The organism is Citrobacter amalonaticus, from assembly GCF_018323885.1.
Taxonomy (GTDB): Bacteria; Pseudomonadota; Gammaproteobacteria; order Enterobacterales; family Enterobacteriaceae; genus Citrobacter_A; species Citrobacter_A amalonaticus.
This window is the reverse complement of record NZ_AP024585.1, coordinates 18,254-30,892: the sequence shown is the minus strand read 5'-3', so window position 1 is coordinate 30,892 and position 12,639 is coordinate 18,254. Positions and strand designations below refer to the sequence as shown.

Below are 12,639 nucleotides of genomic sequence, written 5' to 3'. Positions count from 1 at the left end.
GGTGAGCACACTGTGTTATGTCAACAAAGGTGCTGGTAACAGGCGGCGGAAAGGTACGTCAGCACCGTGCTCCTTTGCCAAAAGGAGACGCGTATGAGCCTCGTGGATATCGCTATTCTTATCCTGAAACTCATCGTTGCAGCCATGCAACTGCTTGATGCTGTTCTGAAATACCTGAAGTAATTCAGATTCAAGTCGCACCAAAGGGGAGCGGGCAACCGCTCCCCTTTTACATCGCAGATGCTTGTGTAGCGATGATATGTTACGTTTTTATGACACTCCCTGATGACGCCTGTGCTATGACCCTTTCTGTTTTCTGCATTTTGTTGTTCGCCGCGCTGCTGCACGCCAGCTGGAACGCCATTGTGAAAGCCGGAAACGACAAGCTCTACGCTGCCATCAGCGTCAGTGGTTCCGCCGCCATCATGGCGCTTGTGTGTCTGCCCTTTGCGCCACAGCCTTCAACCGCCAGTATCCCGTTTTTAGCCGCCTCAACCGTATTACAGGTGGTCTACACCGTGCTGGTCGCCAGAACCTATACTGTCTCCGATATGAGCCAGACTTATCCGCTAATGCGCGGGACGGCACCGCTGCTGGTGGCTATCATCAGCGTACTGTTTCTTGGTGACAGCCTGTCCGCGCTGGCCTGGACGGGTATTGCGGTGATCTGCGCCGCCATCCTCGGCATGGCATTTAATGGTCGCGCTCGTTCGCAGCAGGGCATTGTGCTGGCGCTGATTAACGCCTGTTTCATCGCCGGATATACGCTGGTCGACGGCACCGGTGTCAGGCTCTCGGAAACGGCGCTGGGATATACGCTCTGGACCTTCTTTTTGAACGGCTCCTGCCTGCTGGGATGGGCGATGATGGCCCGTCGTCGTGAGGCATTGCGCTATCTGACGCAGCACTGGAAGAAAGGGATTTTTGGCGGCATTGCCACCATGGGTTCTTACGGACTGGCGCTCTGGGCGATGACCCTCGCGCCGCTGGCAGTGGTCGCTGCACTGCGTGAAACCTCAATCCTGTTCGGCGCGCTTATCGCCTGGCTACTGCTGAAAGAGCGGGTCGCGGGATTACGCCTCGTGGCTGCCGGTGGGATTGCCGCCGGAGCCATTCTGTTACGCCTGTCCTAGAACACACACTCGGCAACATTTGTTGCCGTTTTTTGTTTACATATCCTGCCGTTCAGCCTCTTTTCATTCCCGCCTGCCATCTGGCCTTCTTTTTTTAGTGTGGTAGATTTCACTCGCATTTATGGGAATGCGCAGCACCTTATTCTTATTTTTTCTCTTTTTGAAAAGTATTCAGCGAAATGAAAAGGCAGAGAAACGTCAATTTGTTGTTGATGTTGGTATTACTTGTGGCGGTGGGTCAGATGGCGCAAACCATTTATATTCCTGCCATTGCCGACATGGCTCGCGAGCTAAACGTTCGCGAAGGGGCCGTACAAAGCGTTATGGCAGCCTATCTGCTGACCTATGGCGTATCGCAACTGTTTTATGGCCCGCTTTCTGACCGCGTAGGACGCCGCCCGGTGATCCTCGTCGGAATGTCGATTTTTATGCTCGCCACGCTGGTCGCCATTACGACTCACAGTCTGACGGTGCTGATCGCCGCCAGCGCGTTGCAGGGAATGGGAACCGGCGTCGGCGGGGTGATGGCACGGACCTTGCCGCGCGATCTGTATGAAGGCACGCAGCTGCGCCACGCCAACAGCATGCTGAATATGGGTATTCTGGTCAGTCCGCTGCTGGCGCCGCTCATTGGCGGACTACTGGATACGATGTGGAACTGGCGCGCCTGTTACGTTTTCTTGCTTGTACTCTGTGCGGGCGTCACCTTCAGCATGGCGCGCTGGATGCCGGAAACACGTCCCACTGGCGCGCCGCGCACGCGGCTGATGACCAGCTATAAAACCTTGTTTGGTCACAGCGCGTTTAACTGCTATCTGCTAATGCTGATTGGTGGACTGGCCGGTATCGCGGTATTCGAAGCCTGTTCAGGCGTGCTGATGGGCGCGGTGCTCGGGCTGAGCAGTATGGTGGTGAGTATCCTGTTTATCCTGCCGATCCCGGCGGCGTTTTTCGGCGCATGGTTTGCCGGTCGCCCGAATAAGCGCTTCTCAACGCTAATGTGGCAATCGGTGGTGAGTTGTCTGTTGGCCGGGCTGATGATGTGGATCCCCGGCTGGTTTGGCGTGATGAACGTCTGGACACTGTTGATCCCCGCCGCACTGTTCTTCTTCGGTGCCGGGATGCTATTCCCGCTGGCGACCAGCGGCGCGATGGAGCCATTCCCGTTCCTCGCTGGTACTGCGGGCGCGCTGGTGGGCGGTCTGCAAAACATCGGCTCCGGCGTACTGGCATGGCTTTCCGCCATGCTGCCGCAAACCGGGCAGGGTAGCCTCGGGCTGCTGATGACGCTTATGGGGCTGTTGATTTTGCTTTGCTGGCTACCGTTGGCGGCGCGTTTTTCACACCAGGGGCAAGCGATTTAACAACCGTCTGGCCGGGCGTTTCGCAGTCCGGCGCTATCATCGCCCTTAACAGCGGCTCGTGCGCGGGCCGCCAGGCCCCTTCTTCCCCATCGTAAAACTGCGTATCGGCGTTGATCGCGTAGGGAATTTTCGCCTTCTTCAGCTCACATGCCATGAACGTGGCAAAGGAAAGTTGAGAAGAGGACGGTGGATTCTTGCTGGTTTCTCCCGGGGCCCAACCACCAACCCAACTGACATGCCCACTTTTTTGCTGCCAGTGCACAGCGGTATTGATGCGCGCGCGAATCGCCGCTTTCTCTGCTGCCGTCCCGGACGTCCAGGGGTATTTACCGTTATTTTTCACCGGCCCCCACGGGAAGATATGCCATTCAGCCAGGACATAGTTCTGACTCTGCGACGGTAGCCTGAGATTGAGCAAATCTTCCGGTGCAGCACGCAGACGCGGTGCGACAAAAATCATCCGTTGCGGATCGATGGCGTGGATAGTACGAATAGTTTTGTCATACACCCGGTTCAGGGACGTCAGATTATGATTCAGCTTACCGGCCGGTTCGTAAATCAGATCAAACCCCAGCAGCGGTGCACTGTGGGCAAAATAGTGCGCCACCGCGACCCACCAGTTGATCACCTCTTTTTCGTTGCTCGCACTGGGGTCATTTTTATACTCGTCCGCCTGAAAAGCGATAATTGGGATCACGCCGAACTGCTCGCAGGCCTCCACCAGTTTACGCAGATGAATAAGTCGCGCCTCTGTGGGTTCTCCGATGACCCGAATACGCACATGAGCAATCCCTTTTGCCTTGAAGTCCCGCACCACCAGCGGGTCGAACTCCCGAATACCTTGCTCGGTACGCGCCCAGTCGACGTCCATTCCCACACCGAGTTGCTGCGCATAATGCGCCGCCGTCAGCGGCGGTTGCGCTGCCCCCACGGCAAAACTGGCAAACACAAACAGCGAGACAAGAGGTTTAATCACGATGATCCTCAGCAATGTTGCAGGCGCGATATCACGTATTTAGCACGCTTTTTTATTTACCGTGTAGCAGTTTCGCTTGCGGAAAACGACTTCGCCTGCTCATGCAGCCAGTTGATAAAGGCCTCAATTTTCGGCCATTGCCTGCCGGGTAGCGTCGTCATGTAGTAATGCTGGTGACAGGTCAACGCCATCTCACCGAAAGGAGCGACCAGCTCACCGCTCTCCAGTCGCTTTTGTACCAGACGTCTGCGTCCCATCGCCACGCCGATATGGTTCATGGCAGCAATCACCGCTAAATCCGACCGATCAAAGCCAATTCCCGACGATGTCGGCAAATTCACGGCAAAATGTTGCGCCCAGCTATGCCACTCGTCGGTCCCTGAATCATTGCTCCAGGCCTGGCGATCGTGCAGCAGCGTACAATGCGAAAGATTCACCAGAGATCCCATTAAATCAAAGCGTTGGGCATAATCCGGGCTACAGACGGGGAGAATCGCTTCGTCCATTAGGAAGTGATGCTCCAGTTGGGCCGAAGGCGCATCGTCAAAGTAGAGCGCCAGATCGACACCAGCGCGCTGCAGGTTCACGTTGTCGTTGCCCGTTAATATGGTGAGCGAAATCGACGGATAGCGGCGGGTGAAATCACCGAGCGCTGGCACCAGCCAGCATTGCGCAATAGACGGACGAGAATAGACGGTCAACGTCCCGGAGAGTTCCTGGTTTTTGATATCGAGGATCTCCTGGTTCAGCGTATCCAGCGACGATTTCAGCGCCCAGAATACCCGCTTACCTTCATGGGTGAGTTCCACTTTGCGGTGCGATCGCACGAAAAGCTGGATCCCCAACTCCTCTTCCAGTTGGTTAATGCGGTGGCTGATGGCGCTGGGACTCAGCGATAACTCGTCTGCGGCCATCGCAAAAGACTGATGCCGCGCCGCCACTTCAAATGTGTACAGTTTGGATAATTGCCAACCGTTCAGAAGATGGTTTCTGACTTCGCGAAGGGGTTCCATGAGTACCTCGGTGACTTCAGCTTCAGTCCGGCGAAGTGTAAAAAAGATCGCAGAAAAAATCAGCTTAAAGATGAATGAGAGTGAACCATATCGCAAAATTGAGCGAATATTCGATACAAATCACCTCTTTGATTCAATCTGATTCATGTGTAAGAGGATTTATATCGTTTGTCACCGCACGCCGAATTTTTGTCCAATAGGGGCAGGTAAATCACAGGGCAAGGTGAGATATGCACTCTCAAATCTGGGTTGTGAGCACGCTGCTAATTAGCATTGTGTTAATTGTACTGACCATCGTGAAATTCAAATTCCACCCATTCCTGGCACTGCTGCTCGCCAGTTTCTTTGTGGGGGCCATGATGGGCATGGGACCGCTGGACATGGTCAATGCTATCGAAAACGGGATCGGCGGTACGCTCGGCTTCCTCGCCGCCGTCATCGGTCTTGGTACCATTCTCGGTAAAATGATGGAGGTTTCCGGCGCGGCGGAACGCATCGGCTTAACGCTACAGCGCTGCCGCTGGCTCTCCGCTGACGTCATTATGGTGCTGGTGGGGTTGATTTGCGGGATCACGCTGTTCGTTGAAGTGGGCGTGGTATTGTTAATTCCTCTCGCATTCTCCATCGCGAAAAAAACCAACACTTCTCTGCTGAAACTGGCTATCCCACTGTGTACCGCACTGATGGCCGTTCACTGCGTCGTGCCGCCGCATCCGGCAGCGCTGTTTGTTGCCAATAAACTGGGGGCGGATATTGGTTCGGTGATCGTCTACGGCCTGCTGGTTGGCCTGATGGCGTCGTTGATCGGTGGCCCGCTGTTCCTGAAGTTTCTTGGCAATCGCCTACCGTTCAAACCGGTTCCCGCTGAGTTTGCAGACCTCAAAGTCCGCGAGGAAAACACGCTGCCGTCGTTAAGTGCAACACTGTTTACCGTCCTCCTGCCGATTGGTTTGATGCTGGTGAAAACCGTGGCTGAGCTGAACATGACCAAAGGCAGCACGCTGTACACCCTGCTGGAATTTATCGGCAACCCGATTACTGCCATGTTTATTGCCGTCTTTGTGGCGTATTACATTCTCGGCCTGCGCCAGCATATCGGCATGAGCACACTGCTCACCCATACCGAAAACGGTTTTGGTTCTATCGCCAATATCCTGCTGATCATCGGGGCGGGCGGCGCGTTCAACGCCATCCTCAAGAGCAGCGGTCTGGCAGATACGTTAGCGGTGATCCTCTCCAACATGGATATGCACCCGATTCTGCTGGCCTGGCTGGTCGCATTGATTCTGCATGCGGCGGTCGGTTCTGCCACAGTGGCGATGATGGGCGCCACGGCGATTGTCGCGCCGATGCTGCCGATGTATCCCAACGTCAGTCCGGAGATCATCGCCATTGCCATTGGTTCCGGCGCCATTGGCTGCACGATCGTCACCGACTCCCTCTTCTGGCTGGTTAAGCAATACTGCGGCGCCACCCTGAATGAGACGTTCAAATACTATACGACCGCGACATTTATCGCCTCGGTCATTGCACTGGCTTGCACATTCCTGCTTTCCTTTATCATCTAAGCGCAAAGAGACGTCCTATGGAAAACATACAAAAACTCATCGCCCAGTATCCTTTGGTGGAGGAGCTGGTGGCTCTACGAGAAACGACCTGGTTCAACCCGGGAACCACCTCTCTGGCGGAAGGTTTACCTTATGTGGGGCTGACGGAAGAAGACGTTAAAGGTGCCCACGCCCGTCTGGCGCGCTTCGCCCCGTATCTGGCAAAAGCCTTCCCGGAAACCGCTGCGACCGGAGGGATCATTGAATCTGAGGTCGTCGCCATTCCGGCTATGCAACAACGTCTGGAAAAGCAGTACGGACAGAAAATCAGCGGGGAAATCCTGCTGAAAAAAGACAGTCATCTGCCAATATCTGGCTCAATTAAAGCGCGCGGCGGCATTTATGAAGTCCTGACGCACGCCGAAAAACTGGCGCGGGAAGCCGGTATGCTGACCCCCGAAGAGGACTACAGCGTTCTGCTTTCGCCAAAGTTCACAGCCTTCTTTAGCCAGTACAGCATCGCCGTGGGTTCAACCGGCAACCTGGGGCTGTCTATCGGCATTATGAGCGCCCGCATTGGCTTTAACGTTACGGTGCATATGTCTGCGGATGCCCGTGCATGGAAGAAAGCCAAACTGCGTAGCCACGGCGTCACCGTTGTCGAATACGAAGAAGATTACGGCGTGGCGGTTGAGCAGGGTCGCAAAGCAGCGGAGTCCGATCCAAACTGCTTCTTTATTGACGATGAAAACTCCCGCACGCTGTTTTTAGGTTATGCGGTTGCCGGGCAGCGTCTGAAAGCGCAATTCGAACAGCAAGGCCGCGTGGTGGATGCCGATCACCCGCTGTTTGTTTATCTGCCGTGTGGCGTGGGGGGTGGCCCTGGCGGGGTGGCGTTTGGTCTGAAACTGGCATTTGGCGATAACGTGCACTGCTTTTTCGCTGAACCCACCCATTCCCCATGCATGCTGCTGGGCGTGTATACCGGGCTGCACGACAAGATCGCCGTGCAGGAAATCGGTATCGATAACCAGACAGCGGCAGATGGTCTGGCAGTAGGACGTGCATCCGGCTTTGTCGGCAGAGCGATGGAACGTCTGCTGGACGGGTTGTATACCCTCAGCGATCGGTCTATGTACGACATGCTGGGCTGGCTGGCACAGGAGGAGGACATTCGTCTGGAACCGTCAGCACTGGCGGGAATGGCCGGGCCTCAGCGCGTCTGCGCATCCACTGACTATCAGCAGATGCAGGGCATTAGCGCTGAGCAACTTAATAATGCCACGCACCTGGTCTGGGCGACGGGTGGCGGCATGGTGCCAGAAGCAGAAATGGCGCAATACCTAGCGAAAGGACGCTAACATTCTGCGCGCAGCATCGCCATCAGCTCTGTCGGTGAGCGATGCTGCCTGATCAGATCGCGCATCACGCGCATGTGCGGCGCGGTATAATGGATAAACTCACTGTATCCAGCGCACAGCACACTTTTCCCCCTCTCATCGTGATGTTTTGGACAATCTCCATGACAAAAACGAAATACTGTGCAGCGCTGACAGTCAGGGCTGACCGCCGTTTTTTCCTCATACCGTGAATACCCACACCACACATTCAGCACGATATCAAAAAGCCGGATATGTATACGTCCAATATCTTCACGCACCCAGATATCAAATACCGCAGTGAGAAATGTTCCCCACACCTGCGGCTCCACCGATTCTGCCGTCAGCATGCCGCGTTCATCTCGCTCCACGAGTGGAATAAACTGCAGCAGAGAAGCGCCGCTCTGGCGAAGTTGCTGATACAACGGTTCAGGCCATTGACTGTTCTGGCGATTTACCACCACAGACAGGTAAGCAGTATCATTGTAGAAGCAGTGACGACAATCCAGGTTACAACAAGAGCTGGCCGGTTTGGCCATGACCTGACATCCTGTCATGCTAAATTTCCGATCAAGAGGATAAGTTGGCGAACGTGCGTTACAGCAAACAATATTGCGAGAGATAACACCGCGAGGGAGATCATAAATTTGTCACGAACCGCGCGAGATTGGGAAAAATCGAGGAGCGAAACATCCATCAGATTACGCTTGCGGGTATAGCCCCAGAGAATGATGGCCACGATTGCCAGCACCACAATTGAGACCCAGAACAAAAGCCCCGCCTGATGCCAGTGATGTTTCACTGCCAGCGCCATCAGCGCGCCATAGCCCAGCAGAGTACGAAACCATGCCAGCGAGGTACGCTCCGGCTGCAGTCCCGGATCGGTTATGCGACGGGCCTTACGGCTATCCGGCATACAGCACTAGCGCCATAACGACGATCGCCACAATCGTCAAAATCATACTGATAACCAGCAGAGCGCGGGTATAAGGTAAATCTTCCTTCAGCCGCATCGCCTTTTCATTGCGTAACCAACGCAGATAACCGTAAATCGCCAGGCCGCCAGCAAACAAACAGAGCAGCAATGCTAACAGCTCGCGGATCACCGGCGTGGCGAAGTCTGGCGCCAGTTGGTCAAGTCCGACGCCTGCGGCGAGAAAACCCAGCGCAGTGCGGATCCACGCCAGATAAGTACGCTCGTTTGCCAGCGAGAAGCGGTAATCCGGTGATTCTCCGAGGCGAGAAAGTTTCATGAATATTCCTTGTCGGGCTGCAAGCAGGTTCCAGAATAGCCTAAATCGACAGGAACGAGGAGACCGGCATCGTCCGATGCCGGTCAGGAGGTTTAGTGTAATTCCGGCCAGTAGCCTTTATTCGCCTCAATTAAATCATCGAGAATGACTTTTGCCACAGACGCGCTGGGTACCGTTTTGGATAAGGTGATCGCCTGCCAGAGCTTCTGGTAAGAACGTTGTTCCCAGGCATCCACCACCAGTTTTTCAACCGCCACCTGCTGACTCATAAGCCCTTTCTGGAAGTGCGGAATATCGCCTACGGTTAACGGTTCCGGGCCGTTATGTCCCACCAGGCATGGAATTTCTACCATTGCCGTCGCATCAAAGTTATGAATTGCCCCATTGTTCGGCACAATCAGTAACATCCGCTCCTGAGTATTAAAAGCGATAGCTGCCGCCAGATCGACAATATAGGAAGCATGTTCATCAATCTCCAACTCACCCGCAGAAGCGTTACCGGCATTGATAATCGCCCGACAGGCGCTGAAGACATGCTTCTCACGGTGATCCATCACTTCGTTGGCGCGGGTGCGTTCCGGGTTGGAATGCGCCACCACATAGTCCGGGAAGAGATAGTATTTCAGGTAGGTGTTGGGCATCGTTTGGGGATCGAGCGCCTGCACGTCTTTGGCCTTGGCAAACGTGTCATTCCAGCTTGCTTCGGTATGTACATTGTCAGAAGGCGGCACATAGCCATTTTTCGCCACATATTCGCGTAATTTTGGCATCAGATCGTTTCCGTTCAGATCTTCAATCGACGTCCACCAGCCAAAATGGTTCAGGCCATAGTAACGAACACGCATCTGTTTACGATCTTTAAGGCCAACGATCTGCGCCATGCGTCCTTCAATCCCGATCGGCATATCGCAGATATTAAGAATTTTAGCTTTCGGCCGTAGACGACGGGTTGCTTCCGCCACAATCGCCGCCGGGTTGGAGTAGTTCAGCATCCAGGCATTGGGCGAGTATTTTTCCATATAGTCCACCAGTTCCAGCACGCCGCCGATTGAACGCATGCCATAGGCGATCCCTCCGGGTCCACACGTTTCCTGGCCCAATACACCGTGACGCAGCGGGATTTTTTCGTCTTTTTCGCGCATCGGGTATTTCCCTACGCGAATGTGCGCCATCACGAAATCCACATCGGTAAAGGCTGCTTCGGGATCGGTGGTGTAACTAAACGCGATCTCCGGCGCCTGCTCTTTGAGAATGATTTTGCACGCCTCGGCAATCACCTCCTGACGCGCCCCGTCATTGTCATAGAATTTCAGTGAACGCAGGGGAAACCGGTCCTGATTTGCCAGCAACATCAGTACGATACCTGGCGTAAAAGTACTCCCGCCGCCCGCGATTACCACCGAGAATTTTTTCATGATACTGCCTCCGTCATGGGGATATGTTCGTTTGATAAAGAAGATTTCATTAGCGTTTCGAGCTGGTCGCGAACCTGAGGAACATGCAGGCCAACAATCACCTGAATACCGTTACCGCGACGCACAACGCCGTGCGCACCGAGCGCTTTGAAGACGTCATCACTTTGGGTTTTTGCCATGTCAATCAGGGTGATACGTAACCGGGTGGCACAGTTGTTAATACTTTCGATGTTGGCAGCGCCACCGAGCGCCTGTAGTAAACCGGCAGCCTGACCCAATTGGTTATCAGAAGCGGCTGCTGCGCTGGTTTTTCCGCGCGCGGCCTGGTAATCGGCTTTGCTGTAGAGTTTGATTTCACTCTCTTCACGACCCGGCGTTTTCAGGTTGAAACGCAGGATCAGTGCGCGAAAGATGGCGAAATAGAGGCCCGTAAAACAGACGCCAACGGCAATCTGAATAAACATCATTGACGCATGGTTATGGAACATCGGTATCCAGTTCTGTGGCAGGAATTGATCCAACAGACCACCGCCAAAGTTGCCCACCACACCGCACAGGTACATTACTGTCGCCATTGAGGCTGCCAGCACCGCGTGCACAGCAAAAAGCAACGGCGAGATAAAGAGGAAAGTAAATTCCAGTGGTTCGGTAATCCCCACCAGCATGGCCGTTAGCGTCGCTGGGATAAGTAAACCGGCCACTTTTACACGGTTTTCCGGGGCGGCGGTAAAGTAGAGCGCCAGCGCAATGCCGACTGAGCCAAAGACTTTAGAATTACCATGTAGCGCAAAGCCACCTTCCGGGAACAGGGTTTTCAGCGGTTCAATACTCTGGCTAAATTCCTGCAAGTGCTGTGCCCAGTAAACCTGAATACCACTTTCAACCACCGCCGGACCAAAAATGAACGGCCCATAGACAAAGTGGTGTAAACCGGTTGGGATAAGGATGCGTTCGAGGAAAATATAGACCCACACACCAAGGGCTCCGGCAGAACGCAAAAACGCCTGCAGCGATTCAATACCCATTTGTACTTTTGGCCACCCCAGCAAAGTGAGCCAGGCGCAGGGAATCATCACCAGGAAGGCAATGATGACCACAAATGACGATCCCTGGAAAATCCCCAGAAAAACCGGCAACGGCTTATCGAAATAACGGTTATGGAGCGCGGTGACAATACCTGAAATGGCAATAGCGCCAATAATGCTGGTATCAAGCGTTTTAATCCCGGCCATCATGGTCAAACCGCTACCCGCTGTCGGATCTACGCTGAAATCGACGCCAAAAAAATGGCCCCAGGTCATCCCCATCGCATTGATAAAGTAATTCCATGTCAGGAAGCTGACCAGTACTGCGAGACAGGCACGTCCCTGAGCCTGCTTTGCCAGACCAATGGGCAAACCGACGGCAAAAATCAACGGCATATTGCGGAACACCGCCCACCCGCCTTCTTCAATAATGGTGACGATTTGTGCAAAAAGACTGTTGGGATCGGTGAGCGCTTCACCCACAAAAAGTGGGTTACGGAGCATGATGGCAATACCCACCACAATACCGGCAAAGGGAAAGAGCAGTACCGGGGTGAACATCGCGCCACCAAAACGTTGTATTTGACTGAGCATTTTCACATCCTCATGTAACAACCAGTAGGGAGAGGCCTTTTTTGTAGTGATTGCTGGCCTGACACGAGAATAGAAAGTTGCGATCCTCAGGACATGACATGTCGCGACGATTCGTGATCGCTTTCATGGTTTTAATTTCATCAATGAGGTCTACTTTTTTAATAAAAGTTAGGCATCTGAAGGTTTTATCAGCGGTGTTTAAAGGGAAAAAGAGGTCTGGTAGTGATCTACAAATCAATAGCAGAACGACTACGAATTCGCCTGAACTCTTCCGATTACAACATCGGAAGCCCGTTACCGGGTGAAAAAAAGCTCGCCGTCGAATTTGCGGTCTCGCGAATGACGATCCGTAAAGCGATTGAGGTGCTGGTGGGTTGGGGTTTAGTCGTGCGTCGTCACGGGAGTGGCACCTACGTGGCGCGCAAAGATGTCCATCATGAAACCACCAACCTGACCGGACTGGCAGAAGTACTGAAGCAACAGGGGAAAGAGGTGACCAGTCAGGTACTGATTTTCGAACTCATGCCTGCGCCCCCGGCGATTGCCAGCCAGCTTCGTATTCAGATTAACGAACGTATCTATTTTTCGCGCCGCGTACGTTATGTTGACGGTAAGCCCTTAATGCTGGAAGACAGTTATATGCCGGTAAAACTCTTCCGCAACCTCTCACTTATCCATCTGGAGGGGTCAAAATTCGATTACATCGAAAAAGAGTGCGGGATCACGATCAGCGGTAATTATGAAAGTCTGTCACCTGTACTTGCGGATAAACAGCTTTCAACCCAAATGAATGTTCCGGAGCAGACACCGTTGCTACGGATTACGTCACTGTCCTACAGCGATAGCGGGGAGTTTTTGAATTATTCAGTCATGTTCAGAAACGCCAGCGAGTATCAGGTGGACTACCATTTACGGCGCGTCCACCCGGACTCCGTCTGAG

General features: G+C 53.7%; 13 protein-coding genes. 6 read left to right on the top strand and 7 right to left on the bottom strand.

What is annotated here, in order from left to right; genetic code table 11:
• The first annotated feature begins 93 nt into the window (after positions 1-93).
• The 3 genes from tisB (at position 94) to emrD (ending at position 2,497) form a co-directional block, all read left to right on the top strand.
• Positions 94-183: a type I toxin-antitoxin system toxin TisB gene (gene tisB, locus KI228_RS00145; protein WP_042323479.1), complete on the top strand. Its 90-nt coding sequence runs from the start codon at positions 94-96 to the stop codon at positions 181-183.
• 116 nt (positions 184-299) lie between these two features.
• Positions 300-1,133, top strand: coding sequence for a DMT family transporter (locus tag KI228_RS00140; protein WP_042323481.1), 834 nt, complete (start codon positions 300-302; stop codon positions 1,131-1,133).
• Positions 1,134-1,312: 179 nt separating this feature from the next.
• The gene (emrD, locus tag KI228_RS00135) at positions 1,313-2,497 is read left to right on the top strand and encodes a multidrug efflux MFS transporter EmrD (RefSeq protein WP_042323482.1); all 1,185 of its coding nucleotides are present in this window, start codon (positions 1,313-1,315) and stop codon (positions 2,495-2,497) included.
• On the opposite strand, the gene KI228_RS00130 is transcribed toward emrD, so the two are convergent.
• Positions 2,424-3,473, bottom strand: coding sequence for a cellulase family glycosylhydrolase (locus KI228_RS00130; RefSeq protein ID WP_042323483.1), 1,050 nt, complete (start codon positions 3,471-3,473; stop codon positions 2,424-2,426). The genes emrD and KI228_RS00130 overlap by 74 nt on opposite strands.
• A gap of 56 nt (positions 3,474-3,529) precedes the next feature.
• A complete protein-coding gene (gene dsdC, locus KI228_RS00125) occupies positions 3,530-4,486 on the bottom strand; it encodes a DNA-binding transcriptional regulator DsdC (protein ID WP_042323485.1) in 957 nt (318 codons plus the stop codon).
• A 230-nt stretch (positions 4,487-4,716) separates the two neighbouring features.
• On the opposite strand from dsdC, the gene dsdX reads away from it, so the two are divergent.
• Positions 4,717-6,054 carry a D-serine transporter DsdX gene (dsdX, locus tag KI228_RS00120; protein ID WP_042323486.1) on the top strand — a complete coding sequence of 446 codons (1,338 nt, stop codon included), beginning with the start codon at positions 4,717-4,719 and terminating at the stop codon, positions 6,052-6,054.
• Between the two features lie 17 nt (positions 6,055-6,071).
• Positions 6,072-7,394, top strand: coding sequence for a D-serine ammonia-lyase (gene dsdA, locus KI228_RS00115; protein WP_042323488.1), 1,323 nt, complete (start codon positions 6,072-6,074; stop codon positions 7,392-7,394).
• On the opposite strand, the gene KI228_RS00110 is transcribed toward dsdA, so the two are convergent.
• The 5 genes from KI228_RS00110 to KI228_RS00090 form a co-directional block, all read right to left on the bottom strand.
• Positions 7,391-7,951: a radical SAM protein gene (locus tag KI228_RS00110; RefSeq protein ID WP_224267563.1), complete on the bottom strand. Its 561-nt coding sequence runs from the start codon at positions 7,949-7,951 to the stop codon at positions 7,391-7,393. The genes dsdA and KI228_RS00110 overlap by 4 nt on opposite strands.
• Positions 7,952-7,965: 14 nt before the next feature.
• Positions 7,966-8,328, bottom strand: coding sequence for a DUF202 domain-containing protein (locus KI228_RS00105; RefSeq protein WP_042323490.1), 363 nt, complete (start codon positions 8,326-8,328; stop codon positions 7,966-7,968).
• Entirely contained in the window at positions 8,318-8,665 is a 348-nt protein-coding gene (locus KI228_RS00100; RefSeq protein WP_042323492.1) for a YidH family protein, read from the bottom strand. The genes KI228_RS00105 and KI228_RS00100 overlap by 11 nt, the downstream gene beginning before the upstream one ends.
• Before the next feature lie 92 nt (positions 8,666-8,757).
• Complete coding sequence (locus tag KI228_RS00095; RefSeq protein ID WP_042323495.1) at positions 8,758-10,080, bottom strand: 6-phospho-alpha-glucosidase; 1,323 nt, start codon at positions 10,078-10,080, stop codon at positions 8,758-8,760.
• The gene (locus KI228_RS00090; RefSeq protein ID WP_042323497.1) at positions 10,077-11,699 is read right to left on the bottom strand and encodes an alpha-glucoside-specific PTS transporter subunit IIBC; all 1,623 of its coding nucleotides are present in this window, start codon (positions 11,697-11,699) and stop codon (positions 10,077-10,079) included. The genes KI228_RS00095 and KI228_RS00090 overlap by 4 nt, the downstream gene beginning before the upstream one ends.
• A 222-nt stretch (positions 11,700-11,921) precedes the next feature.
• Between KI228_RS00090 and KI228_RS00085 the strand changes: the two genes are divergently transcribed.
• Complete coding sequence (locus tag KI228_RS00085) at positions 11,922-12,638, top strand: GntR family transcriptional regulator (protein ID WP_042323499.1); 717 nt, start codon at positions 11,922-11,924, stop codon at positions 12,636-12,638.
• The last annotated feature ends 1 nt before the right edge of the window (position 12,639 follow it).